Below are 26,963 nucleotides of genomic sequence, written 5' to 3'. Positions count from 1 at the left end.
ACCATTGCGGCGTGCTCGCCTCAATCCAGCGTTGACCTGCGGCTTTCTCGTACTGGACAAGCCCGCAGGGATGAGCTCCCACAGCTGTGTCTCAAGGATTCGCAGGGCCTACGGGCTCAAACGGGTGGGGCATGGAGGAACGTTGGATCCCGCGGTCACCGGCGTGCTGCCCATTGCCCTGGGGCCCGCCACCCGGCTGCTCCCCTATCTGGAGAGCGACAAGACCTATCGGGGGGTCATCCAACTGGGGGTCACAACCGACAGCGATGACCTGGAGGGCCAGGTCCTGGAGCAGCGCCCCCTGCCCAACCTCAGCCCAGAGGCCATCGGCGAGGCGCTCGCCCCATTTCGCGGGGCGATTCAACAGCGACCTCCGGCGGTCTCAGCGGTCCACGTCAATGGAGAGCGCGCCTACAAATTGGCCCGCGCCGGCCAGTGCCCTGAGCTGCCCCCCCGCCCGGTGACGATTCACCGCTTGGAGCTGCTGGGCTGGGATCCAACCCAAGGGCAGATCGAACTGGAGGTGCACTGCAGCTCTGGCACCTACATCCGCTCCCTGGCCCGAGACCTCGGCGAGGCCCTGGGCTGCGGTGGCAGCCTGGCGCGCCTGCGGCGGACCCAAGCCCTGGGCTTTGACCTGGCGCAAAGCGTCACCCTGGAGCAACTGGAGGGGGAACCTCCCGCACTGCTCAACCCCCTGGAGGTCCTGCGCCACCTCCCCCAACACCGGCTGGACGAGGAGGGGCTCGCGGGCTGGCGCTGCGGGCGCCTGCAGGACTGTGACCCCAGTTGGGCACTCGAGGACGCCGTTGTGGTCGTGAATCCAGATGGCAACCTGGCGGGCATGGCCCGGGTCGCCTCCCCTGGGCAACTCCAACCCAAGCTCGTGCTCGACGCCGCGGGCTAGTTCACTCGGAAATCACGCATGGCCGGCCACAGCCGATGGGCCCAAATCAAACGCACCAAGGCCGTGGTGGATGCCAAGCGCGGAGCGGTCTTCACGCGGCTGGGACGGGAAATCATGGTGGCGGCCCGGGCCGGCGCAGACCCCGCGGGCAATTTCCAACTGCGCACCGCCATTGAGAAGGCCAAGGCGGCGCGGGTGCCCAACGCCAACATCGAGCGGGCCATCGCCAAGGGCTCCGGGCAGGGGGGAAGCGGGGCCGATCAATTTGAAGAGGTGCGCTACGAGGGCTATGGGCCCGGGGGCGTGGCGGTGCTGATCGAATCGCTCACGGACAACCGCAACCGCTCGGCGGCGGAGATTCGGCTGGCCTTCAACAAAAACGGCGGCAACCTCGGGGAGACCGGCTGCGTCGGGTACCTCTTCGAGCACCGCAGCGTCGTGCGCCTCAGCCAAGCCGGCCTGCAGGACGAGGTCCTGCTGGAGCAGCTGCTCAACCTTGAGGAGCCGGTGCTGAGCTACGAGATCGATGCCGACGGCGCAGACATCCTCGGCACGTTTGAACAACTGGAATCGCTGCAGGACAGCCTGCGCAGTGCCGGCCTGCCCGTGAGCAGCTGGGAACACCGTTGGATTGCCCAAACCCCCTGCCAGCTGGAGGATCCCGAGACCCTCGCCGGCTGTCTGAAGCTGCTCGATGCCCTCGAAGAGCTGGACGACGTACGGACGGTCACCTCCAACCTGGAGGCGGACGAAGCCCTGATGGACGCCGCCCTCAGCTGAGGGCAGAGGCCGCCTCCGGGTCCGCCACCACCTCCAACTGGGGATGGCGCTGCAACCAACTGGCGGGAACCTGCTCGCAGGGCGGCTCCTGCAGGGAGCGCCGCAGGATCTCGGCCTTGGCCGCGCCGGTCACCACCAACAGCAGGGAACGGGCCCCGAGGATCTCAGCCGTCCCCAGGGTGATGGCTTGATCGGGGACGGATGCCGGGTCTCCGCCGAAGTCCGCGGCGTTCTGCTCCCGGGTGGCCTGGCTCAAGGCCAAGGCCCGGCAGGGCTGCTCTGGGCCGCAGGGGGGCTCGTTGAAGCCCACATGACCATTGCTGCCGAGGCCCAGCAGTTGCAGCCCAATGCCCCCGGCCCCCTGGAGCTCCTGGCGGTATCGCCGGGCCTCCTGCTGCGGATCAGCCGCCAGACCATTGGGAATCCGCAGGGCACCAGGGGGGAGCTGCAGCGGTGCCCCCAGCTGAGCCTGCATAAACGCGGCAAAGGAGCGCGGGTCCTGCGCACCCAGGCCGACGTATTCATCGAGGTTGAAGCTGCACCATCCCGCCAGGAGCCGCTGACGCTCCTCGGCGGGTAACTGGCGCCACTGCCGCACCAAAGCGCCGTAGACCGGCCGCATCGTCCGGCCCGTGGCCAGGCCCAGGTTGCCCCCGGAGCGCAGTGCCTCCAGCAGACGACTAGCCACCAACTCCGCCACGGCGCCGCCATCGGCAGCCCGCGTCAGGGTCATCAGCTGAGTGCTCACAAACGGGGGGCCATCGCCTGCCATGCCTCCGGCTTTAAGCCTGGCTGAGGTCTGGCCCGTTGCGCCAGGGCCCCATAGGACTCCAGCTGCACGCCGCGGTAGTAGTGGCGCAGGATCGCCTCAAAACTCTCGCCCCGCTGGGCCAAAGCCAGGGCCCCCCACTGGCTCATGCCGATGCCGTGGCCATAGCCGCGGCCGACGGCCACCAGCTGAACAGCCGCCCCCGGCAGTGGACGGGCCTGGGGCAGGGAGAAGGCCGGCAGCGGCGGCGGTGGTGCCGGCCAACCCAGGGGGGCATGACTGGCCGTCAAGCCGAACGGCTCAACGCTGGAGGTCTTGGTCGGGGCCAACTCAAAGCGAACCCAGGTGCTGCGCAGGCCCAGGCGGCTCCGGAGTTGGGCACCGCTCAGCAGCACCTGCTGGCCAGCGCGACCGACTGCACGCGCCTGCTTGACCCGGCCGGTGGGCGTTCTGGACAGGACCTCAATCGCCAGGACCTGATCGAGCTCGGGGAACGCCCGGCGCAACAGGGGCCCATCGAGGGGCTTGCTCCACTGGTGCACCGGCGAGGCATGGTCGAAGTCGGGGACACTGACCAGATAGGGCAGATGGCGGGTCCAGAGGTCCCCGCTGCTCTCGGTTGCTCCACCGCTGCTGCTGTGGAAGACCGCATCAATCAGGGCGTCGCCAAAGGTCAGGACCAGACCGCGGGTCTGGTTGACCGCCCCCCAGGTGCTGGCGGTTTCCGCCTCCACCCCCTTGTAGACCTGGCTGGCCACGGTGGCCTTGAGGTCGAAGGCCGCAGCCGGCTTGCGCGCCTTCAGTGCGTAGGTGCGGGCTGCCACCGCCTGGGCCTTCAGGGCCGCCTCGGGCCAACTGGCTGGCATCTCACTGCCGACCACGCTGGGGAGATAGGTCTCCACGGGCACGTGGTTGACCACCTGCAGCTGGCCCCCCTGACGCCGCAGCTGCAGGCGGCCGCGGTAGTGACGCGCTCCAAGCCAGAGGCCTGGATCACGATCCGGCCCCTGGGCTTCAGGCACCGCCTCGAACCACAGCTCCTTCTGCTGGCGCTGCGCCTCAAAACGCAGCTCAGCCCCGGACGGCTCCAGTCCCAGCTGCTGACCGCGCTCATCCAGGACCCGCAGGCCACCCGAGGGTGAAGCGGCCCTAAGCCGCAGGCTGGGGGCCTCCAGCACCAACACCCGCAACCAGGGCTCCGCCGCGCGCAATGGGGCCACGGCCATCGCCACGCAGATCCCCGCAACCAGGGCGGCGAGTTGGGGATGGGTGCGCCGCGGCATCGACCCCAAGGGGAAAGGCAGGCCATTGTGACCAGCCCGGGCGAGCCGTGCCAGCCCCGCCGTGGCACGATCGATCCAGAGAGACCGGGGAGAACACCGGCCGTGCAGGTCACCTTCCTCGGCACCAGCTCGGGAGTCCCTACGCGAGCCCGCAATGTGTCAGCGGTGGCCCTGCGCCTGCCGCAGCGGGCGGAGATCTGGCTGTTTGATTGCGGCGAGGGCACCCAGCATCAGTTCCTGCGCAGTGAGCTGCGGGTCAGCCAGCTGCGTCGGGTGTTCATCACCCACATGCACGGCGACCACACCTTTGGCCTGCCGGGCCTGCTGGCCAGCCTCGGGCTGGCCGGGACCTGCAGCGGCATCGACCTCTACGGACCGGATCCCCTGCGGGACTACCTCGAGGGGGTGATGCGCACCTCCTCCATGCGCATTGGCTATCCCCTGCGCAGCCATCGGGTCAAAGAGGCAGCCCGCACTGGAGCGCTGCTGCTGGATGACGACGACATCACCGTGCGCTGCACCGCGCTGATCCACCGGGTGCCGGCCTTCGCCTACCGGGTCGAGCAGAAGCCCCGCCCTGGACGCTTTGACGTGGAACAGGCCAAAGCCCTGGGAATCCCCCCTGGGCCGATCTACGCCGAGCTCAAGGCCGGCCGCAGCGTCACCCTGGAGGACGGCCGGATCATCAACGGGGAAGCCCTCTGCGGCCCCGACCGTCCGGGTTGCAGCGTCGTCTACTGCACCGACACCGTCTTCAGCGAAGCGGCCGTGGAGCTGGCCGCCGGCGCCGACCTGCTGATCCACGAGAGCACCTTCGCCCATGCCGAGGCCGAAATGGCCTTCGCCAAACAGCACTCCACCAGCACCATGGCCGCCCAAACCGCCCTGGCGGCAGGGGTCAAGCAGCTCGCCCTGACCCACCTCAGCCCGCGCTACGTGCCCGGCAATCCCGTCACCCCAGATGACCTCTTGGCGGAGGCCCAGGCGATCTTCCCCAACACGCTGCTGGCGAAGGATTTCCTGACCCTCGAGGTCGCCGCCCAGGAGCCCTAGGCCTGCAACAGTTCGTGAGTGCCTTGGCCGCGGTCAACCAGCGGGCCCGTCAGCCGTGATACAAGAACTCAGGCGCGTTTTAAACGCCACGTCGCCGGCTTTTTCGATGGCCTCTGTTTTCTCCTCTGCACTCCGGTCCTTGGCCCGGCTGATGCTTCTGCCCCTGGCTCTGCTGGTGGGTCTTGCCGGCCCTGCCCAGGCCGCCCAGTGGACTGCTGAGCAGCTCACCGTGCCCGCTGATGCCGCAGGCACAACCGTGACCTTCAGCGAGCAGGAAGTCAACGCAGGTCGTAAGACCTTCAACAACAGCTGCGGCGTCTGCCACGCCGGCGGCATCACCAAGACCAACCACAACGTTGGCCTCGACCCCGAGACCCTGGCCCTGGCCACCCCGGCCCGTGACAACGTTGAGGCCCTGGTCGACTACATGAAGGACCCGACCAGCTACGACGGCGAATACAGCATTGCCGACGTGCACCCCAGCATCCGCAGCAGCGACGTCTTCGTGCAGATGCGGAACATGAACGACGAAGACCTGCGCCTGATGGCCGGCTTCATCCTGACCGCTCCCAAAGTGCTTGGTCCCCAGTGGGGCGGCGGCAAGATCTACTTCTGATCTCGCTTCAACCTCAACGACTGCAAAGCCCCGCCATCACGGCGGGGCTTTTTTTATGCCCCAGATCAGGCCGCCTCCGGCGGCGTGAGGTTGCTGGGATCGCAGGAGGTGGGCTGCTTGCTGTACCACCACTCCTGCAGGGGCGCACTGAGGCGCTGGGAGAAGAGCGTCAGCACGGTCTGGGTGGGCCTGGAACCCGGCTGCAGCAGCTCCACCGCATAGGAGGGGCACCGGCGGGCCGCCAGGTCAGGGACGAAGCGCTTGCCCACACGACGCCAGCTGGGCTCCTTGCTGCGCCAGGAGAGCCGGCAGCAGGGCCAGGGCAGCTCCTCACGGTCAAACAGCCGGCAGCAGGGGCCAACCACCCGAAAGCTGTACTGCGCACCAGGACTGGTGTGCTCGCTACCTGGCGCATACACCTCTTGCACCTGAGGAAGGGTTGAACCCGAGGCTGAGGCAGTCACAACGGCAGGCGGGGACTAAAGACAAAAAAACCACCCCGGGGGGTGGTTCTGAAAGCACAAAGAGACGGGGCGTGAACGGGCACGCCCCGGGTCGAGCTCAGTACAGCTCTTCTTCGGCGTGGGTCTTGATGGTGCAGTCGCTGGTGGGGTAAGCCACGCAGGTCAGAACGAAGCCAGCTTCGATCTGGTCGTCGTCGAGGAAGCTCTGGTCGGACTGGTCGACGGTGCCAGCGGTGATCTTGCCGGCGCAGGTGCTGCAAGCACCAGCACGGCAGGAGTAGGGGAGATCGATGCCCTGCTCTTCAGCGGCGTCGAGGATGTACTGGTCGTCGGGAACCTCGATGGTCTTGTTGAGGCCCTCTGCCTCGCTGATGAGGGTGACCTTGTAGGAAGCCATGAAAGGAATGGGGCTCACAGGCTCCTGGACAAAACACCCAGGCCCTGTAGGACGGACCCTTCCTACATCCGACAAGGGCAGTTCCTGGGGTTTCGAGGGGATCTCAAGGCGAAGCCCAATGGGAAGCATGGGCACACATCAGCGTGACTTATGCAACAAGCCACGGTTTCGGATTTTTGTCAGGAGCGCCTGATGGTCATCAGTCCCCACTGACTCTGCTGGGCGCTGAGCTCAGCGCTCCAGCCCTGCTCCGCCAGAACCTGCTGCAAGCGGGGGGCCTGACTGACCAGCAGTCCACTGAGCAGGCCCAGGCCCTCGGGGGCCAGAACGGTGTCAAAGGCTGGACAGAGGGCCTCGATCACCGGGGCCAGGATGTTGCAGAGCAGCAGGTCAGCAGGACGCCCCTCCAGCAGCTCCGCCAGGCGTTCAATTGAGCCCAGGTCCACCTGGAACTGCTCGGCAAACCCACTCACCACGGCGTTGTCTCGGGTGGCGCGCACCGCCAGCGAGTCCGTGTCGGCTGCAGCCACGCTGCCGGCGCCCTCGAGCAGGGAGGCAATGCCCAAGATCCCGCTGCCGCAGCCCAGGTCAGCCACACGAATGGGCCCCAAGCTTCCGCCGCGCTCATCCGCCAGCTGCTCGATCGCCTCGAGGCAGAGCCGCGTCGTGGGATGGCTGCCGGTGCCAAAGGCACTGCCGGGGTCCATCCGGATCACCTGGCGGTGGGCGTGCTCGGGGGGCAGCTCCAGCCAGGCGGGAAGGATCAACAGGCGCTCACCGACGGGATCGGGTTCCCAGTGCTGCTTCCAGCTCAGGCTCCAGTCCTCGTCGTCCTGCTCAAACCAGTGGATGGTCGGCAGGGTCAAGCCAAAGGTCTCGGCCAAGGGCTGCAGGGCCTGCTCCAGCTGCTGCCGTTCACTCTCCGGCCAATCGGACGCGGGCAGCCAGGCCACCAACTTCCGGTCCTGGGGCTGGTCGGGGCTGTGCCGCAGAGCCACCCTGGGAATCCCCAGGGCGTTGAGCTTCCAGGTCAGCGATTCCTCGAGTTCCGGAAGCGCGAGCAGCTCAAGCCGCCACCAAGCCAAGGCCATCGGGGTCAGAGGGTGACGGGGTGCGCCTGCTGAATGCCCTCAATGGCATGGATCCCCGCCAGGAGATCGGCAGGCAGGGGGTCATCCAGGCTCAGGACCATCACGGCATCACCGCGCACGATCCGGCGGCCCACCTGCATCGAGGCGATGTTGACGTTGTGCTCGCCCAGGACCGAGCCGATGTGGCCAATGATTCCGGGCATGTCGCGGTGACGGGTGAAGAGCATGTGCTTGCTCGGGGTCACGCTCACCGGGAACTCATCGATCGTGGTCACCCGCAGCTCGCCATCGGCGAAGACCGCACCGGTGACGACATGGCTGCCGTTGGCGCCCTTGGCGGTGAGCTGCAGCGAACCACCGGCGAAGTCGCGGGCGGCGTCATCTTTGACCTCGACCACGTGGATGCCGCGCTCCTTGGCCTCCAGGCCGGCATTCACAAAGTTGATCGAATCCCCCAGGGCGGTGGAGAGCAGGCCCTTCTGGGAGGCAATCACCAGGGGCTGGGCGGGGTGGTTGGCGAATTCGCCCTGGAGACGCACCTCCAACTCACTGATCTGGCCGCCGGCCAGCTGGCTCACCAACTGACCCAGGATCTCGGCCAGCTGCAGGTGGGGCTTCAGGCGCTCCATCACCTCGGCGTTCAAGCCGGGGATGTTCACGGCACTGCGGGCGGGAAGACCGAGCAGGACATCGCGGATCTGCTCCGCCACATCCACCGCCACGTTCTCCTGGGCCTCTTCGGTGGATGCCCCCAGGTGGGGGGTCAGGATCAGCCGCTCGCTCACCTTGCGCAGGGGGCTATCGGCGGCCAGGGGCTCCTTGGCGTAGACGTCCAGTGCTGCACCGGCGATGACGCCGTTCTCGACCGCCTCAGCCAGGGCCGCCTCATCGATGATTCCGCCCCGGGCGCAGTTCACGATGCGCGCGGTGGGCTTCATCGTCCGCAGCAGTTCCGCATTCACCAGGTTTTCGGTGTCCGGGGTGCGGGGGAGGTGGAGGCTGACGTAATCGGCTTCAGCGAACAGGGCCGGCAGCTCCTGCAGACGCACCTGCATCTGCTGGGCCCGCTCCGCCGAGACGAAGGGGTCGTAGGCCATCACGTCCATCCCCATCGCCTTCGCGACCCGGGCAACGTGGGAGCCGATCTTGCCCAGGCCAACCACGCCCAGCTTTTTCTTATAGAGCTCGTTTCCGACGTACTTCTTGCGGTCCCAGCCACCGGCCATGGTGCTGCCGTGGGCGTGGGGCACGTGCCGGGAGAGCGAGAGCATCAGTGCCAGGGCATGCTCGGCGGCCGCAATGGTGTTGCCCTCGGGCGAGTTCACGACGATCACGCCGCGCTTGGTGGCCGCCGGGACATCGACGTTGTCGACCCCCACACCGGCCCGGCCAATGATCCGCAGCTTGGTGGCGGCCTCGATGATGTCCGCGGTCACCGTGGTGCCCGAACGAATCATCAAGGCGTCGTAGTCGCCAATGATCGACTTCAGCTCTTCAGGCGGCAGGCCCGTTCGCACATCCACCTGGGCCACCTGAGAGAGGATGTCGATCCCTGTTTGATCGATGGGATCGGATACCAGAACCTTCGTCATGACCCGGCGGGGTGGAGCGGCCGGAGGTGAAGTGTAGAGAGGGACCTTGAAGCCGCCACAACGGCCGGCCGCAGCATGGAGAATCGGCTGGTCTGAAGCGTGACTCCGTGGGCAGCAGCGTGGTGGTGGTGCTCTCGTCGCGAAAGCGACTGCACCAACTCAAGGAACAGTTGGCCTCCCTCAGCCCTGCCCCGGTGCGTCTCGTCGCCGTGGGGACTGGAGAAACCGCGATGGCCGAGGTGGATGAGCTGAACCCCTCGATCGCCCGCAAACGGCGCCAAAAAGGGATGGCCACCTGGCTGATGCCCTTTGGTTTCTTCGCCGGCGTGACCTTCACCTTCATGACGGACCTCGACACCTTTGCCTTTGCCGGAGAGGTGGGCTCCCATCTGATCGGCGGCCTGCTGGGTTTGGGCTCAGGCCTGATGGGGAGCTACGCCGCGGCGGCCAGCGTGAGCTCCGACAGCGACGACCGCATCCGCGCCCTGCGCAATCGCCTCGAGGAGGGCAACTGGCTGCTGCTGCTGGAGACAGCCACCGGCGTCGAGGTGCCCTGGACCCGGCTCAAGGAGGCCAATCCCCAGAGCGTGGTGCGGCTCGGCGACAACTAGGAGCGCGCCGATGCTGCCCCGTGATCAACTGCTGCAGGGCTGTCGCAACCCCGAGGCCATGGGGGCGCTCATCAGCCTGGCGGAGCAGGCCCTGCGCACCTGGGAACCCGTTTGGAGTGACTTCCTCGCCGCTGACCTCCTCGAGGAGGCGCAAGAGCGGCTCGGCAGCCTGACCGAGCTGACCCTCTCCAGCGACGGCGGCTGGCCCCAGGCGGAGCGCCGCAGGTTGCTGCTGCGGCGCGTGGAGATCAGCGACGCCGAGAGGCCAGAAGCCCCCCTGCAGGGGCTCGTGATCACGGGGAACTTCCTCTTTGATCCAGCCGAACCCTTGGATGTGCGCCAAGGCCTGATCCAGGCCGGAGCCCAAGCGGGGGACCTCGGCGACATCTGGATGCGGGGTGACCGCGGCGCCCAACTGATCCTGCGGCAGGAAGTCGCAGAGGCCTGGGGGGGACGAACAGCTCTGGTGCGCAGCGTGGAGATCAGCACTGAGGCCGTGGCCGTCAGCGCCCTGCAACTCCCCGCCAGCCGCACCCCGAAGCAACTCAGCAGCGTCGAAGCCTCACTGCGCCTGGATGCCGTGGCCTCTGCGGGGCTTGGGGTGTCCCGCAGCAAGATGGCCGACTGGATCCGGGCGGGGGCCGTTCGGGTGAATTGGTCCGTCATCACCAGCCCCAGCCGAGAGCTCAAGCAGGGCGACCGGGTCCGCCTCGATGGCCGAGGGGAGCTGGAGATCCTCGAGATTCAGCCCACCAAACGGGAACGCTGGCGCCTGGTGATGCAAAGACGCTGATCCACCGACTGCTAGGTTCCTCAAGCCGAAAGGCTTCTGAGGGCGATTAGCTCAGAGGTAGAGCACTACCTTGACACGGTAGGAGTCACTGGTTCGATTCCAGTATCGCCCACTTTTTAATTCGATCCCGAGCATCAAGGCCATGCCAGTGACCGTGGTTCTCGGGCTGGGCCGATCGGGTCTTGGGGCCGCACGCTTACTGGCACGGCGGGGAGCCAACGTTCTGGTGCTGGAAAGCGGCCAGGGGGCTGAGCATCAGCGCAAGGCCGAGAAGCTCCGCGGCGAAGGGATCGCGGTGGAGCTGGGCAAGGCCCTTGCACCAGAAAGTTTTGAGCCGCTCCTGGGGGACTGCGCGCGGGTGATCGTCAGCCCGGGCATCCGTTGGGATCACCCGACCTTGATCTGGCTGCGGCAGCAAGGAATCCCCACCAACGGTGAGATCAGCACCGCCTGGGAAGCCAGCGGTTCGACCCCTTGGATTGGCATCACCGGGACCAACGGCAAGACCACGGTCACCCATCTGGTCGCTCACCTGCTCGAGCAGGGGGGCATCGACGCGCCGATGTGCGGCAATGTCGGCCACTCCGCCGCGGAGTTGGCCCTCGAACGCTTCTCTGACGGACAGACCCGCCCCCAGGCCCTGGTGGTGGAACTGAGCAGCTATCAAATCGAATCCGCCCCGGAGCTGGCTCCGGCCATCGGCCTCTGGACCACGCTGACTCCGGATCATCTGGAGCGGCACGGAACGCTCGAGAACTACAGAGCCATCAAACGGGGACTGCTGGAGCGCTCTGCGATCCAAGTGCTGAATGGGGATGACCCTGACCTCTGCGCGCACGCCGCCACCTGGCCGAACGCCCGCTGGATCACCGCGGCATCCCGGGAGGCGGCCCTGGCCAAAGGAATCGACCCCTGGCTTTGGATCGAGGGGAATCAGGTCATGCAGCGCAGCGGCGCCCTACTCCCAGCCAACGCCCTGGCCATGCCGGGGGCCCATAACCGCCAGAACATGCTGATGGCCCTGGCCGTGGGATTGGAGCTGGGCCTCAGCGGCCCGGCGATGGAAGCGGCCCTGCGGGCCTTCCCCGGCGTCCCCCACCGACTCGAGCTGATCCGCAGCCTCGATGGGGTCGACTGGATCAACGACAGCAAAGCCACCAACTACGACGCCGCCGAGGTGGCCCTGCGGGCCGTCGAAGGTCCCCTTGTGGCCCTGGCCGGCGGGGAGGCCAAGCAGGGCGATGCCAGCGCCTGGATCGCGGCGCTTCAACGCAGCGCCAAGGCCGTTGTGCTCTTCGGTGCCGCCCAATCCCACTTCCAAGAGCTGCTGCTCTCCGGCGGGTACACCGGCGTGATCCAGTGCTGCGACGCGCTCCCTGAAGCGGTGGCTGCGGCACGACAGCTCAGCCAACGGGAACACTGCCGGGCTGTCCTGCTCTCACCGGCCTGCGCCAGCTTCGATCAATACCGCGACTTTGAAGCGCGAGGCGAGCATTTCCGCTCCCTGACCGAGGGCCTCTAGGGGCCTGAACAACCGCCTTACACTCGCGGCCAACGGGACGAGCAGCCTTGGCCTACTGGCTGATGAAGAGTGAGCCGGATGTCTATGGCATCCAGCATCTCCAGCGCGAGGGCACAACGCTGTGGGATGGCATTCGCAACTATCAAGCGCGCAATTTCATGCGCTCGATGTCGATCGGCGATCGCGCTTTCTTCTATCACTCCAACGCCAAACCACCGGGCATTGTCGGGATGATGGAAGTGATCGAGACCGGGATCACTGACCCCTCTCAATTCGATTCAGAGAACAAATACTTCGACCCCAAATCCAAACCGGAAGCACCCCGCTGGGACTGTGTTCGCCTGAAGTACGTCGGCACCTTTGGCGCCATGCTGAGCCTTGACGCCCTGCGGGAGCAGTTCAGCGTCGAGGAGCTGCCGGTGGTGCGCAACGGCAATCGTCTTTCGATCCTGCCGGTCCCTGATGCCAGCGCTGAGCGGCTCCTTGCCCTCCTCGGACCCCTTTGAAGCAAGCCCAGATCAAGCCGGGGCGAGCCTTGCTCGACAGCCTCAGCCAACTGAGGGCCCACCCGCGGATTGTTCTTGGATTTACCGCCAGCCTGTTTGGCCTGCATCTGTTGGGTTGGGTCTTGTTCGGCCTGGGGGAAGCCATCAGCAACGCTGGACTCTCCCTACTGATCCGGCTGATCGGGATTGCGCTGTATGCCATCAGCCTGATCTGGTTGATCGATGGCCTCACCCGAGCGGGATTGGATCTCAGTCGCGGCCTGGCCCCCAAGGCCGACGCCCTCTACCGCTGGCACGGTGCCTGCAGCTGGCACCTCACCCGGGGGGTCCTGCGCCTCACCGCCGCCCTCAGCCTGATCGTGTTGACGAGCTTCCTGAGCTGGTCCCTGCTGCTGCTGATTGCTGAGCCTCTGGCGCCCCTGCCCCTGGTGGTTGGCGTCGTCCTCGGGGGGGGACTCGCCCTCAGTCAGCTCTTCAACGCCTGCCTAGTGGTGGCGGAAGGCCTCGGAGCGACCCAAGCCTTCCGGGCAGGCTTTGTGCTGCTGGAGCAGCAAGGGCCGGGGCTGCTGGCTCTCTCGGCGGTGCTGCTGGCCATCACAGGCCTGCCCTTCATCCTGGGCCTCCTGAGTGAACTGCTCTGGGATGGCTCGGGCCTGCTGATCACCTGCGCGGTGGTGGTGCCATCCCTCTGCCTGATGGCCACGACCGTGACCAACAGCTATGTCCAATGGCGCCGGATCAGGCGAGGGGCTCGCTGAAGCGCGATTGCTGCGGGAAGAGGTTCGCCAGATAGCAGCGGGTGATCTCACGGGTCTGCACGCCGTTCTGCACCAGAAAGCCGGCCAGGGCCGCCTGGAAGAGGCGGTATTGGTCCCAGTTGGGGTGGGCCTCAATGAAGCCCTGCATGGACTGAAGCAGGGGCTCGGGAACCTCAGCGCACATGCTCACCGTGCCAGTTGCTTCCATGCCGTTCCTGCGGTCGATGAGCACTAGTTCCCCACAACGCGAGGGAACGGTCAACACCGCCCTGATCGAGCCATTCCCAGGGGATCTCAGGGCTAGATCACAGCAGCCCGAGCGGGTTTGCACCCCGCAGCGGGGAGCGAGCCAGCACCCCTGTCAGGCCCCCAGGGCTTGTCAACAGGGCTTGCCGAATTGATGGCCGTTCTCCCCAGGTGACTGGGGCGACTGCCCGCTGGTGCCCTCAGGCTGTGGAAAACCAGTGCAAAACCCTGGGGAAGAGGCGCGCTCGGCTGGGAGAAAAACGGAGATCAGCAGTCCTGATCAGAGCGATGATCTCATCAGCAATCTCACCCCTGCCGCCATGGCCATCGCCCTGTTTGGAACCGGCCTGCTGGGGGGTGCGATCGCCCGGCGGCTCCTCGAGGGTGAGCAGGAGCTCTGGGTCTGGAACCGCTCGCCGGAGCGCTGCCAAGACTTGATCCAGGCGGGAGCCCGCAGCGCCGCCACGGCCCGGGAGGTGGCCGAGCAGGCGGACTGGCTGATCACCGTGCTGAGCGATGGACCCAGCACCTCGGCACTGCTTCTCGGGGACCTGGATCAGCAGCTCGACGGCCGCACCGTGATCCAAATCGCCACGATCGGCCCCGAGGAAAGCCAGGCCCTGGCCGATGGTGTGGCAGCGCGCGGAGGGCGCTACCTGGAAGCTCCGGTCCTGGGCAGCAAACCGGAAGCCCTCCTCGGCCGGCTGCAACTGATGGCGGGAGGCGAGCCTGCGGTCTTTGCCGCGGCCCAACCGATCCTGACCCAACTCAGCGAAGCCCCCAGGCGGCTTGGGGCCGTGGGCAGCGCCATGGCCTGCAAGCTGGCCCTCAACCAGCTCATCGCCAGCCTCACCCATGCCTTCAGCCTCTCGCTGCATCTGGTGCAGCGCAGCGGGGTGGAGGTGGAGGCCTTCATGGAGATCCTGCGCGGAAGTGCCCTCTACGCCCCCACCTTCGACAAGAAACTGGAGCGGGAACTCGCGGGCGACTACGGCAACCCCAACTTCCCTACGGCCCACCTGCGCAAGGACCTCGCCCTCTTCCTCCAGGCCACGCAAGCCGCAGGACTGAATGGCGACGGGCTCGAAGGACTCCTGCACCTGCTGCAAGGCTCCACTGCAGCGGGCCTCGATGGGCTGGACTACTGCGCCCTGCACGCCCTCACGGCTGGCCATGGAGCTGAGAGAGCGCCGCGGTAAAGCCAGCGGCTGCCTCCCGGCTCCAGCTGCCCTCGATCGCCCGCTGCCCCGGCCCAGGGGTGAGCATCACCCGCAACGCCCAGCCCTGGCGGTCGCCATCGAGGGCCATCCACCAGCCCTCCCGTTCGAGCTCAAGCTCGATCGCTTCTTCGGCCATCAGTTGATCGATCAGCTGACGGTGCTGGTCGATGAGCGCGCCCAGGCCATCGCGGAGGCTGCAGGCTTCGGCCTCACTGAGCTCCACCGCCCAGCCATCTCCTCCGATCAACACGGAAAAAGGGTGACGGCCGGCATCCCATGCCAACCGCCACCCTTCTCCTTCGCGTTCAATCACGGTCACCCGGGAGCGAACCGCATCCGTTGAGGCTCAACCAGGAAGCAGATCGGGCTGGTCCTGCTCGTCGCTCAGCTCGATGATGGCGCGCTGCACGGGCTTCACCATCGAATCCTCCAGCAGCCCATCGAAGTCATCGAAACGACGCTGCTTGGCGCGGAAGGCGATGCGGACGGTGGTCAGGTAGCGGTTGCTGGACTGCCGAACGAGATTCTCAGCGCGCTGCGCGAGCTCTTTGGGGCTGACGTTGACGCCGAGATACATGCACTATTCGCCGATCGACTCATCGTAGGTCAGCAGACTGCTGGATAAGGGAACGCTGACGGGGAAGACCATCGGCTCCTCCCCAGCCACCACCAGACGAATCTCGCGGGCCAGCTGAAGCGCCTCCAGCGGCGGCCTCAGTAGATCGATCACGCCACAGACCATGGCGCGGTGGGCGAGATCCCTGCACTCGATCCGCAAGGAGCCCCAACCGCGGGACAGCCGCGCGGCCAGGAGAGGATCCAGGCGACGCGCCTGCTCGGGGTCCTCCCGATAGAACGACCACAGGGCAACAGCAACCCGCTCCATGACCCAAGACAAGTCCCGCTTGTCTCACCATGAAGTCTGGTTTTGCGTCACCCTCTTAGACGGCAGTTTCCCTTCAGCTTTGGCCAATGGCCGGCACCCTTGCCATTGACCTCGGCAGCACCACCACGGTGGTGGCCCATCAAGGCGCCGGCGATCAGAGCGCCTGCCTGCTGCCGCTGCCGCCCTTCAGCAGCAGCGATCCGGTCGTCATCCCCAGCCTGATCTGGCTGGCGGATCGGGAGACCCGCCAACCGCTGATTGGACGGCAGGTCGTCGAAGGGGGACTCCTGGAGCAGGACGGGCCCCAGCTGCAGCGGGACTTCAAACGTCTGATCGGTCAACCCAGCAGCGAGACCAGTGGCAGCTGGCTGAGCCCAGAACAAAGCGGGCGCCTGCTGCTGGAGCAGATCTGGTCCCATCTACCGGAGGCCCTCGCACCAGATCGCCTGGTGCTGACCGCACCGATCGATGGCTACCGGGGCTACCGCCAGTGGCTGCTGGAGGCCGTCGAGGCCATGGACGTCCCTGATGTGGCCCTGGTGGATGAGCCCACCGCTGCGGCCATCGGCGCAGGCCTCCCCCCGGGCAGCCGTGTGCTGGTGGTCGACGTGGGCGGGGGCACCACCGACCTGTCGCTGGTGGCGCTGCCGGGCGGCGAGGGCCGGGCAGCACCCATCGCCCAACTGCTGCGCTTTGGCGGCCGGACCCTCAACAACAGCCAGCAAACCCTGCGGACCGCCGAGGTCCTGGGGAAGGCCGGACTGGCCATCGGCGGCCGCGATCTCGACCGCTGGATTGCGGCCCATCTCTGCCCGGATTGGACCAGCCCGCCGCGGGGACTGCTCGAGGTCTGCGAAAGGCTCAAGTGCGAATTGAGCGAAGCGGAGGAGGCGCTGGCGCTCTGGACGCCCCAGGACGCCGGCGCCATCCCGCTGCGGCTGCAGCGGGCGGAGCTCCAGCAACTGCTCGAGGAGCGGGGGCTGCTGAGCCTGTTGGACGACTTGCTGGAGACCGTTCTGGCGGCAGCGCGGGCCGCGGGCGTGCAAGCCGAGGACATTGATGCGGTTCTGCCCGTGGGGGGAAGCGCCCAGATCCCCTTGATTCGCGACTGGATCCAGCAACGGCTCCCGGGCATCCCCCTGCGGGGGAGCCGCCCCGTGGAAGCCGTGGCCCTGGGCGCCTTGAGCCTGACCCCCGGTGTTCGCATCAAAGATGTGCTCAGCCAAGGGGTCTCCCTGCGTTGCTGGGATCAGCGCAGCGCTGAACATCGCTGGCATCCGCTGTTCATGGCGGGCCAGAGCTGGCCGATCGAGCAACCCCTGACCATCCGCCTGTCCTGCAGCCAGGCCGAGCAGAGCGCCCTGGAACTGGTGCTGGGCGAACCCCAAGCCGAGGAACGCAGCGAAGTCGTCTTTGTCGATGGCCTGCCGGTCCTGCGCCGCAACAGCGCTGGATCCGCCCGGGTCCAGGCCTGGCCGCAGGCTCCTGTCCAGATTCCCCTGAGCCCCTGCGGCAGTCCCGGCGAGGACCGCATCGAGCTGCGGTTTTGGATCGATTCGGCCTGCCACCTGCAGGTTGAGCCTTTGGATCTACAGACCCAAATCCGCCAAAGCACGATCGATTTGGGGGCGGTCCGCTAGGCCGGCTCGAACTCTGCCCCTGGCCGCGTGATCACTGGAAGGTCGCTGCATAGAACGGAGCTGGACTCCAGACCCGCCACTTGGCCATCCGCCGACACCGGCTTCCGCGTTTTTGGCTGGTGCTCACCTTGGGCTTGGTGGCATCGGGGGTTGGCGCGGCCTACTGGTGGGAGAAACAACTTCCCACTCGGCTCGATCAAGCGGCCAAAGCCGGGCGACTGGATGACTGCCTGCTCTTTGGCGAACAGCTCTCAGCCCTGCGCTGGCTCGGGGGCCAAGCCCCCTTGGAACTCAGCCGCTGCCGCCGGCTGAAAGCCGAACAGCTCTGGCTGGCCCAACAACCAGCCCAGGCTCTGCAACTGCAGCGTCTGCTCGTCAACTCCGGCAACAGCACCCCGGAGGACCAACAGCGCCTGCTGACTTGGCAACAGCAACTGGAGACCGAAGCCCTGTCCCTCTACCGCCGCGGACAACTGGATCGGGCCTTGGCGGTGCTCAAGAGCCTGAATGCCGACCAAAACCCCCAAGGCACTGCCCTGGGCGATCAACTCCGTGAGGACTGGAGCCGAAACCGGTTTCAAAAGGAGCGCGCTGCCCGGCTGATCCCCCAAGAGCGCTGGTGGGAAGCCCTCGATGCCCTCAATCGCATCGAACATCCCTGGTGGAAACAACACACCCAAGCCCTACGCCAACAGGTCGAGGGGGGAATCGAGGGGCTGCGCAAGCGCGACCACGGCGAGCACGACTCCCATGGAGGCCTGGGCTCCAACGTCCCCGAGGCCCAGCTCAGCCGACTCGTCAGCCAGAAACTCAGCCAAGGGCTGGATGACTGGCAAGCCTTCAGCCAAGCCTGCGCCGAACTGGGGGGACAGGTCATCGAGGATGGGCCCGAGACAGCCTGCAGGCGTTAATCACGCGTGACAGGATGGCCACCACTTCAGGGCGATCCTTCATGCAGGCGGGAGATCAAGTCACGGTCAGCCAGAGCGTTGTGGTCTTCCACCACCCGCAGCACCGCGGCCAGGCCTTCGATCTCAAGGGCCAGCAGGGGGAGGTCTTCCAGGTCCTGAACGACTACAAGGGCCGCACCATCAGCCCGACCATGCCGGTGATCGTGGCCTTCGGAAAGTTCCGCGCCCACTTCCGCGCCGATGAACTCGAGGCGGTGGCCTGACGGCCAGCCCTAGGGCTCACCTTTTAAGAGGAACACCCCCTCTTCGCCGTCGATCCCCTTGAGGCAGAGGGCGATCAGCTCCTGGCGGTTCGTCGGGACCACGCGACCACAGAAGTCCGGCTGAATCGGCAGCTCCCGGTGGCCGCGGTCCACCATCGCCAGCAGCGAAACCCGCTTGGGACGGCCCCAGGCCTGCAGCGCCTCAAGGGCAGCGCGCACGGTGCGCCCCGTGAAAATCACGTCATCCACCAGCACCACCTCCTTGCCATCGAGGCTCGACGGCAAGGAGGTCGGCGTCACCAGGCGTGTACCGACGCGATCCAGGTCATCGCGGTGAAAGGTGGGATCGACGCTGCCGCAGTCCACCGGATGCCCCGAGAGCTGCTCAAGCAACTGAGCCAAAACCTCGGCCAAGGCAACCCCTCGGGTTGGGATACCCAGCAAGACCAGATCGCGGCTGTCATCGACGCTCTCCAGCACCTGGGAGGCCAAGCGGTTCAGGGTCCGTCCCAACTCAACCGCTGACAGGATTTCAACGCGATCAACGGCCATGGGTCTCAGAAGGGAGCGCGATGGGCGTGGGAACCCATGGTGTAGCCAAAAGCTGACGCAACCATGCTGAGGACTGGCTCAGCGCAAGGCAAGAGGTAGGTTGGACCCATCTGGTCGTGCAGGGAAAGGCGGGGTTTTATCGGGTGACAGCCATACCGTCCACCGAATCGAGCTCGCACAACGCGGGGACCGCAGCAGGTCCTTCGCAGTCCTCCCAGAACGGAGCGATTGCGCCTGTTGTGCTCTGCATCCTGGATGGATGGGGCTACCGCCACGACGACAGCCATAACGCCATCCGGGCGGCCCAAACCCCGGTGATGGATGCCCTCTGGCATGCCTATCCCCACACCCTGATCGAAGCCAGCGGCGCCGATGTCGGCCTCCCGGACGATCAGATGGGTAACTCGGAAGTCGGTCACCTGACCATCGGCGCCGGCCGCATCATTCGCCAGGAACTGGTGCGCATCAGCCAGGCCGTGCGCGACGGCAGCATCGCTGAGAACGCAGAACTCAACGCCCTGGCCGATCAACTCCGGGCTAGTGGCAAGACGCTGCATCTGATCGGCCTCTGCTCCGACGGTGGCGTCCATAGCCACATCGACCACCTGGGGGGCCTGCTGCAATGGGCCAAGGCCCGCGGCCTCAAGGAGGTCTGCATCCACGCCATCACCGATGGCCGTGACACCCCGCCGCAAAGCGCCGAGCCTTTCCTCAACACGATCGAAGCCCAGATCGAGAAAGCAGGAATCGGCCGGATCAGCACCCTCTGCGGGCGCTACTGGGCGATGGATCGTGATAACCGCTGGGAGCGCACCGAAAAGGCCTACCGCCTGCTCACCGAAGAGGGAACGATCAGCGAACTCTCGCCCCAGGAGGTCCTGAAGGCGTCCTACGGCGAGGAGATCTACGACGAATTCCTCGAGCCCACCCGACTGGCTCCCGGCGCGATCGAATCCGGGGACGGTGTGGTGCTGTTCAACTTCCGCCCTGACCGCGTCCGCCAGCTGGTCAAAGCGCTTGTGGTGGAAGGCTTTGACGGCTTTGAGCGGACGTTCATCCCCGACCTGAACGTCGTTACCTTCACCCAATACGAAGCCGGCCTGCCGGTGAGCGTGGCCTTCCCCCCTGAGTCCCTTGATGGTCTGCTGGGTCAGGTGGTCTCCGAAGCCGGGCTGCGGCAGTTCCGCACGGCAGAAACCGAGAAGTACCCCCACGTCACCTACTTCATGAATGGGGGCATCGAGCAGCCCTACCCCGGCGAGGACCGTCACCTGGTCCCCTCCCCTCGCGTCGCCACCTACGACCAGGCTCCAGCGATGTCCGCCGAGCAGCTGACCGACAACTGCATCTCCGCGGTCAACAAGGGGATCTATTCCCTGGTGGTGATCAACTACGCCAACCCCGACATGGTGGGGCACACCGGGGCGATGGAAGCCACCGTTGAAGCCATCGGCGCAGTCGACCGGAGCGTGGGCCGCCTGCTGGAGGCCACCAACCGCATGGGCGGCACCCTGATCGTCACCGCCGACCACGGCAACGCCGAGCTGATGGAAGGCCCCGATGGCCTGCCCTGGACCGCCCACACCACCAACCCCGTCCCCTTGATCCTGGTGGAGGGCGAAAAGCGCAAGATCCCCGGCCACGGCACCGCCGTCGAACTGCGCAGTGGTGGTGGTCTGGCGGATGTGGCCCCGACCCTGCTGGAGATCCTGGGCCTGGAGCAGCCGAGCCGTATGACTGGCGCCTCCCTGATCACGCCCCTGGGCAGCCCAAGCCAACCGAGCCGCATCCCTCAGACCCTCGGCGTCTAGTCACTGCCTAGGCTGCATCGATGATTCAAACCACCCTCACCTGGATCTGGCTCAGCAGTGGTGCACTGCTGGTGATCACCGTTCTCCTGCACAGCCCCAAGGGGGATGGCATGGGTGGCATCGCCTCCAGCGGCAGCTCGATGTTCAGCAGCGCCCGCAGCGCCGAGGCGACCCTGAACCGCATCACCTGGACCCTGCTCGCCATCTTCATGGGACTGGCCACGGCCCTCAGCGCCGGCTGGTTCAAAGGTCTCTAACGCGATGACACGACGGGGATTGCTCGCCTCCTTGGCCCTGCTGGTGGGCGGCAAATCGGCGGATGCTGCCAGCAAGGCAGCTGATCCGCAGTGGCAACTCACGGATGCCCAGTGGAAGGCACGCCTGTCTCCAGCGGCGTACCAGGTCCTGCGTCAGGAGGGGACCGAGCGCCCTTTCTCCAGCCCCCTGAACAACGAGAAACGCGCCGGCATCTTCCACTGCGCCGGTTGTGATCTACCGCTGTTCAGCTCCAAGGCGAAGTACGACAGCGGCACCGGCTGGCCCAGCTTCTGGGAGCCCCTGGCCAATGCGATCGAGACCAAGGTGGACTTCAAATTGATCGTCCCCCGGACCGAATACCACTGCCGCCGCTGCGGCGGCCATCAGGGCCACGTCTTCGGTGACGGTCCTCGCCCGACCGGCAAGCGCTACTGCAACAACGGGGTGGCACTGACCTTCACCCCCAACGCCTAAAACAAGACAGCAAAAAGCCCGGGATGCGCTGCACCCCGGGCTTGCTTGTGGATGCTGTGCTCAGAACAGCTGAGGCGAACCGACGCGCTCGGCGTAGGCCTCTTCGCCGTGTTCAGCCACATCAACGCCGAGGTTTTCAGCGTTTTCGCCGACACGGAACTGAACACCAAGACCTCGCAGGACACCGGCAATTAAGAGGGTGCCAAGGGCAGCCAGGCCATAGGCCACCAGAACCGCCTGCAGCTGACCCAGCACCAGGGCTCCACGGCCCTGTTCCGCCAGAACCTGACCGGCGGGGTGGGAGGCGATCAACTCAGCGTTGGCAAAGACGCCGGTGAGCAGGGCACCCGCGGTACCGCCGACGCCATGGACGGCATAGGTGTCGAGGGAATCGTCAAAGCGCAGCTTCACCTTGACCTGGACCGAGATGTAGCAGAGGACGGCGGTGATCGCACCGATGGCCATGCCCGAGCCGATGGTCACAAAACCAGCGGCGGGGGTCACGCCCACCAAGCCAGCCACAGCCCCGGTGGCCATGCCAACGGCGGTGGGCTTGCCGTCGCGCCAGGTCTCCACCACCGACCAGGCCACCAGACCCGCAGCGGCAGCGACGTGGGTGGTGGTGAAGGGAATCTCGGCGCCGCCAACAGCCAGCTGGCTGCCGCCGTTGAAGCCGAACCAACCAAACCAGAGCAACCCGGTACCCAGCAGGATCTGGGTCACGTCATGGGGAGGACGGATCGCCTTGGGCCACTGACGGCGCGCACCGATCAGACCGGCCAGCACCAGTGCGGTCACGCCGGAGCTGATGTGCACGACGGTGCCACCGGCGAAATCGAGATCTTTGCCCAGGAAGCCGCCGCCCCAGACCATGTGGGCCAGCGGGGAATAGACCAGCAACAGCCAGATCGGCGTGAACAGGCACCAGAAGCGGAAGCTGATGCGCTCCACCAGGGCACCGGAGATCAGGGCCGGCGTGATGATCGCGAACATGCCCTGGAACAGGGCAAAGGTCAGACCGGGAACCGCCAGACCATCCCAGACCTCCGGCAGACGCTCGAGCAGGGCAAAGGTGAAGGGGTTCCCCACCACCGCCTGGGCCGCACCGCCATCGGCGAAGGCCAAGCTGAAGCCAAAAGTGGCCCAGACCAAGGTGGCGATGCCCATCATCACGAAGCTCATCGCCATCGTGTTGAGGACATTGCGCCCCTGAACAAAGCCGCCGTAGAAGAAGGCCAGACCAGGGGTCATCAACAGAACCATTGCTGCCGAGATCAGCAGCAGGGTGTTGTCGGAGCTATCCAGCGAGGCTTCTGCCGCCTGGGCTGGCAAGAACGCACCCAGCAGGAACTGCAGCGCAGGAACGGTGAGGAGAGCGATCAGCAATCGGCGCTGTCGCGAAAGAAACGGCACGCGAACTCATTCGGTGATGACGGCTACCGTTTCAGACAACGCAGGAGATGGACTGTTCGCTGCGAACACTTTCATGGGTCCTGGACGATCAGTGTCCGCTCAGACCTCGGCTTCCCCGCCCTGGGCAGCACGCAGGCGATCCATCCCCGCCGAGGCCATGCGCTGGGACCGGTTGATCGCCTTAACAATGAAGAACAGCACCCAGCCCACAATCAGGGAATTGAGCAGCACATTCAGAGCCTGTCCAATCAGGAGCTGCCCACCGGCATAGGGAATCTCCCACTTTTCCCAGCCGCCATTGCGAATCAGGGGATTCACCAATGGCATCAACAGGTCTTTCGTGAGCGCATCGACGATCTGCTGAAACTGGGTGCCCACCACCACCGCAATGGCCAGGTTCAGGGCATTGCCCTTCTGAAAGAAGAACTCCGTGAATTCCTTCAACCAGCGACGAAAAGCGAGCATGAAAGACCTGGGAAAGCAGGCCTTCATTCGAACACGGGTGACTCAAAGCCCCTAAGTCTTCAGCCCTTGGAGTCGGGCTCTTGAAGACCGGAGCGCAGAAAAGCAACGCTCTTCTGAACACGCTCGATCTCATAGTCCGTCTTCACCTTCTGCTTCTCGAGAAGCTCCACGCGCTTCAAGAGGTCCTCCAGCAGCTTGTTCTGAAGTGACTCCACCTGGACCAGCCGCTTCTTCCGATCGGGGTCCGCCGGTCCAGCGGAGACCGCTCCATCTAGAACAGCACCCTCCGTCTCTAGATACACCTCCGCAAGGCGCTCAAGAACCTTGGTGTACTGCCTGCCCTGCCGCCGGCAGAGCTCCCGAAAGCGATCGAGAACCTCAGGCCTGAAGTTCGCAGCAAAAGCACCAGGACGCGGCACAGCCAAGACTCATATAGCCGAAACAATACGTCCGCCTCTTCACGCCCATTCCCCTGCTCAATGGCGAGCATTTGCACCCGCACCAGCTCGCCCTCGCGGCAAGACAAAAGCGGCCCTCTGGCATAGCTCTGCATTGCAGCGCCTAGACAAATAGTCCTGGCAGGACTGGGATCGCCCTGATCGACGCCGAGCGATAGGCACAAAAAAGGGGCACGAATGTGCCCCAGATGCATTGCAATGACTGAAGGTTCATCGGGGAGGGGTCACCCTCTCCCCGACCGGCCTCAATAGTCGAAGTCGCCGCCGCCCATGCCGCCGCCGGCAGGAGCTGCTTCCTTCTTCTCGGGCATGTCAGCCACGATGCACTCGGTGGTCAGAACCATGCCTGCAATCGAGGCAGCGTTCTGCAGACCGGAGCGGGTCACCTTGGCGGGGTCCACGATGCCGGCAGCCAGCATGTCGACGTACTCACCAACGGCGGCGTTGTAGCCCTCGTTGAAGGGCTTGTTCTTGACGTGCTCGGCCACGACGGAGCCGTTCACACCGGCGTTCTCAGCGATGCGCTTGAGGGGAGCGGTCAGGGCGGAAGCCACGATGGTGGCGCCGATCAGCTCTTCGCCGGACAGGTTGGCCTTGGCCCAATCCTCGAGGGCGGGAGCCAGGTGAGCCAGGGTGGTGCCACCGCCAGGAACGATGCCCTCTTCAACGGCCGCCTTGGTGGCGTTGATGGCGTCTTCCAGGCGCAGCTTCTTGTCCTTCATCTCGGTCTCGGTGGCGGCACCCACCTTGACCACGGCCACACCGCCGCTCAGCTTGGCCAGACGCTCCTGCAGCTTTTCCTTGTCGTAGGTGGAGTCGGTCTCATCCATCTGCTTGCGGATCTGCTCGCAGCGGGCCTTCACAGCCACCTCGTTGCCTTCGGCCACGATGGTGGTGGTGTCCTTGTTGATGGTGATGCGGCGGGCGGTGCCCAGCATCTCCAGCTTGGCGTTCTCCAGCTTGAGGCCGGCGTCCTCGGTGATCAGCTGACCGTTGGTCAGAACAGCGATGTCCTCGAGCATGGCCTTACGGCGATCGCCGAAGCCAGGGGCCTTCACAGCCGCCACGTTCAGCACGCCGCGCAGGCGGTTCACCACCAGGGTGGCGAGGGCTTCCTTCTCGATGTCCTCAGCAATGATCAGCAGAGGCTTGCCGGTGCGAGCGATCTGCTCGAGCACGGGCACCAGGTCCTGCACCAGACCGATCTTCTTGTCGGTCAGCAGGATGTAGGGCTCCTCCAGAACCGCTTCCATCCGCTCGGTGTCGGTGGCGAAGTAAGGGGAGATGTAGCCCTTGTCGAAGCGCATGCCTTCGGTGACCTCCAGCTCGGTGGTCATCGACTTGCCTTCCTCGAGGGAGATCACACCCTCTTTGCCGACCTTGTCCATGGCGTCGGCAATCATGCGGCCGACTTCCTCGTCGTTGCCGGCGGAGATGGTGCCGACCTGGGCGATGGCGTTGGAGTCGCTGATGGGCTTGGCGTTCTCCTTGATCTTCTCGACCAGGAATTCAGCGGCCTTATCGATGCCCTTCTTCAGGGTGATGGCGTTGGCGCCAGCAGCAACGTTGCGCAGACCGGACTTGACCATGGCGTGGGCCAGGACGGTCGCGGTGGTGGTGCCGTCACCGGCGGCGTCGTTGGTCTTGGAGGCGGCCTGACGGATCAGGGCGACACCGGTGTTCTCGATGTGATCCTCGAGCTCGATCTCCTTGGCGATGGTGACGCCGTCGTTGATGATCTGAGGAGCGCCGAACTTCTTCTCGAGGACGACGTTGCGGCCCTTAGGGCCGAGGGTCACGGCAACCGCCTCAGCCAGGATGTCGATGCCTTTTTCGAGGGCGCGGCGGGCCTGCTCGTTGTAAATAATGCGCTTAGCCATGGGAGGCGAATCTCGCGGTAGGGGTGGTTAGAAGACGGTGTTGAGGCTCAGTTGACGACAGCCAGGATGTCCTTCTCGGAGAGGAGCACGTACTCGTCGCTGCCGAGCTTGATGTCGGTGCCGGCGTACTTGCTGTAGAGCACCTTGTCGCCAACGCTCACTTCAGGAGCCTGACGGGAACCGTCGTCGTTGCGCTTGCCGGGGCCCACCTGAACCACCTCGCCCACCTGGGGCTTTTCTTTGGCGGTGTCGGGCAGAAGGATGCCACCGGCGGTCTTCTCTTCGGACTCAGAGACCTTGATGAAGATGCGATCGCCCAGGGGCTTGACGGTGGAAACGCTGAGGGAAACAGCAGCCATGGATGGAATTCGGGTTGGTTGGCGAAACCATTGGCATGGCGCCAGAGACGCTGCCAGGGTCGCGGCGTAAAACGCCTGGGAACGCGAGTTAGCACTCACATCCCCTGAGTGCCAAGTTATGGGCGCGCTTCCCGAGTCCACAACCACCCCGCGGGGCGGGTGACCGAACAGGGCAGGGGAGGGGTGACGGGGTGCAGGGGCGCGGTGGTATGTTTGCGCCGCTTCAGGCGGGCTGCGTCCCGCTGTGCGTCCTGCGACTTCTCCTTTAAATGGCTGCTGCTACTGCCACCGGCACCAAAGGCATCGTCCGGCAGGTGATCGGACCGGTGATCGACGTTGAATTCCCGGCCGGCAAGCTGCCAAAGATCTATAACGCCCTCCGCATTGAGGGCAGAAACTCGGCTGGTCAAGACGTTGCTCTGACCGCTGAGGTTCAACAGCTGCTCGGCGACCACCGCGTCCGCGCCGTCGCCATGAGCGGCACCGACGGCCTGGTCCGCGGCATGGGCGCCCTGGACACCGGTGCTCCGATTTCCGTGCCCGTGGGTGAGGCCACCCTCGGCCGCATCTTCAACGTGCTCGGTGAGCCCGTTGACGAGCAGGGTCCGGTGAAGACCACCACCACCGCCCCCATCCACCGCGAAGCTCCCAAGCTGACCGACCTCGAGACCAAGCCCAAGGTGTTCGAGACCGGCATCAAGGTGATCGACCTGCTGGCTCCCTACCGCCAGGGCGGAAAGATCGGCCTCTTCGGCGGTGCCGGCGTGGGCAAGACCGTGTTGATCCAGGAGCTGATCAACAACATCGCTAAAGAGCACGGCGGTGTGTCCGTGTTCGGTGGCGTGGGTGAGCGCACCCGCGAGGGCAACGACCTCTACGAGGAATTCAAGGAATCCGGCGTGATCAACGCCGAGGACCTCTCCAAGTCGAAGGTGGCCCTCTGCTACGGCCAGATGAACGAGCCCCCCGGCGCCCGCATGCGCGT

The 26,963-nt window shown here is 65.6% G+C and carries 32 protein-coding genes, 1 tRNA gene and 1 pseudogene; 18 read left to right on the top strand and 16 right to left on the bottom strand.

Translation table 11 applies throughout. The features are described from left to right. The first annotated feature begins 31 nt into the window (after nt 1-31). Both truB and QZ189_RS04605 read left to right on the top strand, forming a co-directional pair. Nucleotides 32-907, top strand: coding sequence for a tRNA pseudouridine(55) synthase TruB (truB, locus tag QZ189_RS04610; RefSeq protein WP_296421102.1), 876 nt, complete (start codon nt 32-34; stop codon nt 905-907). 18 nt (nt 908-925) lie between these two features. Further along, entirely contained in the window at nt 926-1,687 is a 762-nt protein-coding gene (locus tag QZ189_RS04605; RefSeq protein ID WP_296417955.1) for a YebC/PmpR family DNA-binding transcriptional regulator, read from the top strand. Here QZ189_RS04605 and QZ189_RS04600 read toward each other — a convergent pair. Then, nucleotides 1,680-2,420: a glucosamine-6-phosphate deaminase gene (locus QZ189_RS04600; RefSeq protein WP_296415738.1), complete on the bottom strand. Its 741-nt coding sequence runs from the start codon at nt 2,418-2,420 to the stop codon at nt 1,680-1,682. The genes QZ189_RS04605 and QZ189_RS04600 overlap by 8 nt on opposite strands. Nucleotides 2,421-2,431: 11 nt before the next feature. Beyond that, nucleotides 2,432-3,739 carry a SpoIID/LytB domain-containing protein gene (locus tag QZ189_RS04595; RefSeq protein ID WP_296421100.1) on the bottom strand — a complete coding sequence of 436 codons (1,308 nt, stop codon included), beginning with the start codon at nt 3,737-3,739 and terminating at the stop codon, nt 2,432-2,434. A gap of 102 nt (nt 3,740-3,841) precedes the next feature. Here QZ189_RS04595 and rnz point away from each other — a divergent pair, with 102 nt between their 5' ends. Both rnz and psbV read left to right on the top strand, forming a co-directional pair. Beyond that, nucleotides 3,842-4,792, top strand: coding sequence for a ribonuclease Z (rnz, locus tag QZ189_RS04590; protein ID WP_247479876.1), 951 nt, complete (start codon nt 3,842-3,844; stop codon nt 4,790-4,792). Nucleotides 4,793-4,898: 106 nt separating this feature from the next. Beyond that, complete coding sequence (psbV, locus tag QZ189_RS04585) at nt 4,899-5,408, top strand: photosystem II cytochrome c-550 (RefSeq protein ID WP_010315401.1); 510 nt, start codon at nt 4,899-4,901, stop codon at nt 5,406-5,408. A 65-nt stretch (nt 5,409-5,473) separates the two neighbouring features. Here the strand turns inward: psbV and QZ189_RS04580 are convergent, their stop codons facing one another. From QZ189_RS04580 to serA, 4 genes are all read right to left on the bottom strand, one after another. Continuing rightward, nucleotides 5,474-5,836 (bottom strand): hypothetical protein, encoded by a 363-nt coding sequence (locus tag QZ189_RS04580; protein ID WP_010315399.1) that lies wholly within the window; start codon nt 5,834-5,836, stop codon nt 5,474-5,476. A gap of 133 nt (nt 5,837-5,969) precedes the next feature. Continuing rightward, on the bottom strand, nt 5,970-6,269 hold the full coding sequence (locus QZ189_RS04575) for a ferredoxin (protein WP_010310832.1): 300 nt from the start codon (nt 6,267-6,269) through the stop codon (nt 5,970-5,972). A gap of 179 nt (nt 6,270-6,448) precedes the next feature. After that, nucleotides 6,449-7,360 carry a 50S ribosomal protein L11 methyltransferase gene (gene prmA, locus QZ189_RS04570; protein WP_296415733.1) on the bottom strand — a complete coding sequence of 304 codons (912 nt, stop codon included), beginning with the start codon at nt 7,358-7,360 and terminating at the stop codon, nt 6,449-6,451. 5 nt (nt 7,361-7,365) lie between these two features. Further along, nucleotides 7,366-8,952, bottom strand: a complete 1,587-nt coding sequence (serA, locus tag QZ189_RS04565) for a phosphoglycerate dehydrogenase (protein ID WP_296417946.1) — start codon at nt 8,950-8,952, stop codon at nt 7,366-7,368. Nucleotides 8,953-9,059: 107 nt separating this feature from the next. On the opposite strand from serA, the gene QZ189_RS04560 reads away from it, so the two are divergent. The 6 genes from QZ189_RS04560 to QZ189_RS04535 all read left to right on the top strand — a co-directional run bounded on the left by QZ189_RS04560 (nt 9,060) and on the right by QZ189_RS04535 (nt 13,142). Beyond that, nucleotides 9,060-9,563, top strand: coding sequence for a hypothetical protein (locus QZ189_RS04560; protein ID WP_010315393.1), 504 nt, complete (start codon nt 9,060-9,062; stop codon nt 9,561-9,563). Nucleotides 9,564-9,573: 10 nt separating this feature from the next. Then, nucleotides 9,574-10,356: a photosystem II S4 domain protein gene (locus QZ189_RS04555; protein WP_296421097.1), complete on the top strand. Its 783-nt coding sequence runs from the start codon at nt 9,574-9,576 to the stop codon at nt 10,354-10,356. A 40-nt stretch (nt 10,357-10,396) separates the two neighbouring features. Beyond that, nucleotides 10,397-10,468 (top strand) — tRNA-Val (locus tag QZ189_RS04550). A 30-nt stretch (nt 10,469-10,498) separates the two neighbouring features. After that, complete coding sequence (gene murD / locus QZ189_RS04545; protein WP_296421092.1) at nt 10,499-11,878, top strand: UDP-N-acetylmuramoyl-L-alanine--D-glutamate ligase; 1,380 nt, start codon at nt 10,499-10,501, stop codon at nt 11,876-11,878. A gap of 47 nt (nt 11,879-11,925) precedes the next feature. After that, nucleotides 11,926-12,384, top strand: a complete 459-nt coding sequence (locus QZ189_RS04540; protein ID WP_010315388.1) for an EVE domain-containing protein — start codon at nt 11,926-11,928, stop codon at nt 12,382-12,384. Continuing rightward, a complete protein-coding gene (locus QZ189_RS04535; protein ID WP_296415728.1) occupies nt 12,381-13,142 on the top strand; it encodes a hypothetical protein in 762 nt (253 codons plus the stop codon). The genes QZ189_RS04540 and QZ189_RS04535 overlap by 4 nt, the downstream gene beginning before the upstream one ends. Here QZ189_RS04535 and QZ189_RS04530 read toward each other — a convergent pair. Beyond that, nucleotides 13,123-13,350, bottom strand: a complete 228-nt coding sequence (locus tag QZ189_RS04530) for a DUF2811 domain-containing protein (protein ID WP_010315385.1) — start codon at nt 13,348-13,350, stop codon at nt 13,123-13,125. The two genes, QZ189_RS04535 and QZ189_RS04530, sit on opposite strands and share 20 nt — an antisense overlap. Nucleotides 13,351-13,708: 358 nt before the next feature. Between QZ189_RS04530 and QZ189_RS04525 the strand changes: the two genes are divergently transcribed. Beyond that, nucleotides 13,709-14,587 (top strand): NAD(P)-dependent oxidoreductase, encoded by an 879-nt coding sequence (locus QZ189_RS04525; RefSeq protein WP_296421090.1) that lies wholly within the window; start codon nt 13,709-13,711, stop codon nt 14,585-14,587. Here QZ189_RS04525 and QZ189_RS04520 read toward each other — a convergent pair. From QZ189_RS04520 to QZ189_RS04510, 3 genes are all read right to left on the bottom strand, one after another. Next, complete coding sequence (locus tag QZ189_RS04520) at nt 14,550-14,858, bottom strand: DUF1818 family protein (RefSeq protein WP_363155351.1); 309 nt, start codon at nt 14,856-14,858, stop codon at nt 14,550-14,552. The genes QZ189_RS04525 and QZ189_RS04520 overlap by 38 nt on opposite strands. A 96-nt stretch (nt 14,859-14,954) precedes the next feature. Next, complete coding sequence (locus QZ189_RS04515; protein ID WP_010315379.1) at nt 14,955-15,185, bottom strand: DNA-directed RNA polymerase subunit omega; 231 nt, start codon at nt 15,183-15,185, stop codon at nt 14,955-14,957. A gap of 3 nt (nt 15,186-15,188) precedes the next feature. Further along, the gene (locus tag QZ189_RS04510) at nt 15,189-15,494 is read right to left on the bottom strand and encodes a hypothetical protein (RefSeq protein ID WP_010315376.1); all 306 of its coding nucleotides are present in this window, start codon (nt 15,492-15,494) and stop codon (nt 15,189-15,191) included. An 86-nt stretch (nt 15,495-15,580) separates the two neighbouring features. On the opposite strand from QZ189_RS04510, the gene QZ189_RS04505 reads away from it, so the two are divergent. From QZ189_RS04505 to QZ189_RS04495, 3 genes are all read left to right on the top strand, one after another. Next, a complete protein-coding gene (locus QZ189_RS04505; RefSeq protein WP_296421088.1) occupies nt 15,581-17,134 on the top strand; it encodes an Hsp70 family protein in 1,554 nt (517 codons plus the stop codon). 80 nt (nt 17,135-17,214) lie between these two features. After that, nucleotides 17,215-18,045: a hypothetical protein gene (locus tag QZ189_RS04500; RefSeq protein ID WP_247477144.1), complete on the top strand. Its 831-nt coding sequence runs from the start codon at nt 17,215-17,217 to the stop codon at nt 18,043-18,045. Between the two features lie 41 nt (nt 18,046-18,086). Continuing rightward, nucleotides 18,087-18,308, top strand: coding sequence for a ferredoxin-thioredoxin reductase variable chain (locus tag QZ189_RS04495; RefSeq protein WP_010315371.1), 222 nt, complete (start codon nt 18,087-18,089; stop codon nt 18,306-18,308). Between the two features lie 9 nt (nt 18,309-18,317). Here QZ189_RS04495 and pyrR read toward each other — a convergent pair whose 3' ends face one another. Next, nucleotides 18,318-18,860, bottom strand: a complete 543-nt coding sequence (gene pyrR / locus QZ189_RS04490; protein WP_010315369.1) for a bifunctional pyr operon transcriptional regulator/uracil phosphoribosyltransferase PyrR — start codon at nt 18,858-18,860, stop codon at nt 18,318-18,320. A 239-nt stretch (nt 18,861-19,099) separates the two neighbouring features. Between pyrR and gpmI the strand changes: the two genes are divergently transcribed. The 3 genes from gpmI to msrB are packed head-to-tail and all read left to right on the top strand — an operon-like array spanning nt 19,100 to nt 21,403. Continuing rightward, complete coding sequence (gene gpmI / locus QZ189_RS04485; protein WP_296415718.1) at nt 19,100-20,671, top strand: 2,3-bisphosphoglycerate-independent phosphoglycerate mutase; 1,572 nt, start codon at nt 19,100-19,102, stop codon at nt 20,669-20,671. Between the two features lie 20 nt (nt 20,672-20,691). Then, on the top strand, nt 20,692-20,928 hold the full coding sequence (secG, locus tag QZ189_RS04480) for a preprotein translocase subunit SecG (protein ID WP_010315367.1): 237 nt from the start codon (nt 20,692-20,694) through the stop codon (nt 20,926-20,928). Between the two features lie 4 nt (nt 20,929-20,932). Then, nucleotides 20,933-21,403, top strand: a complete 471-nt coding sequence (gene msrB, locus QZ189_RS04475; RefSeq protein WP_010315366.1) for a peptide-methionine (R)-S-oxide reductase MsrB — start codon at nt 20,933-20,935, stop codon at nt 21,401-21,403. Between the two features lie 60 nt (nt 21,404-21,463). Here the strand turns inward: msrB and QZ189_RS04470 are convergent, their stop codons facing one another. The 5 genes from QZ189_RS04470 to groES form a co-directional block, all read right to left on the bottom strand. Then, nucleotides 21,464-22,789 carry an ammonium transporter gene (locus QZ189_RS04470; RefSeq protein ID WP_296421085.1) on the bottom strand — a complete coding sequence of 442 codons (1,326 nt, stop codon included), beginning with the start codon at nt 22,787-22,789 and terminating at the stop codon, nt 21,464-21,466. Nucleotides 22,790-22,915: 126 nt separating this feature from the next. Further along, nucleotides 22,916-23,281: an MscL family protein gene (locus tag QZ189_RS04465; RefSeq protein ID WP_247477135.1), complete on the bottom strand. Its 366-nt coding sequence runs from the start codon at nt 23,279-23,281 to the stop codon at nt 22,916-22,918. 59 nt (nt 23,282-23,340) lie between these two features. Then, entirely contained in the window at nt 23,341-23,700 is a 360-nt protein-coding gene (locus QZ189_RS04460) for a hypothetical protein (RefSeq protein ID WP_296415788.1), read from the bottom strand. Nucleotides 23,701-23,984: 284 nt separating this feature from the next. Then, complete coding sequence (gene groL, locus QZ189_RS04455; protein WP_296415714.1) at nt 23,985-25,619, bottom strand: chaperonin GroEL; 1,635 nt, start codon at nt 25,617-25,619, stop codon at nt 23,985-23,987. A 47-nt stretch (nt 25,620-25,666) separates the two neighbouring features. Beyond that, nucleotides 25,667-25,978 carry a co-chaperone GroES gene (groES, locus tag QZ189_RS04450; RefSeq protein WP_010315361.1) on the bottom strand — a complete coding sequence of 104 codons (312 nt, stop codon included), beginning with the start codon at nt 25,976-25,978 and terminating at the stop codon, nt 25,667-25,669. 269 nt (nt 25,979-26,247) lie between these two features. Here groES and QZ189_RS04445 point away from each other — a divergent pair. After that, nucleotides 26,248-26,963: pseudogene (locus QZ189_RS04445) on the top strand (F0F1 ATP synthase subunit beta); the annotation flags it as partial.

The sequence above is a fragment of the Vulcanococcus sp. CPBay_Sum15L08_68 genome (assembly GCF_017855895.1).
Classification (GTDB): Bacteria; Cyanobacteriota; Cyanobacteriia; order PCC-6307; family Cyanobiaceae; genus Vulcanococcus.
This window is presented reverse-complemented; position numbering and strand designations above follow the sequence as displayed.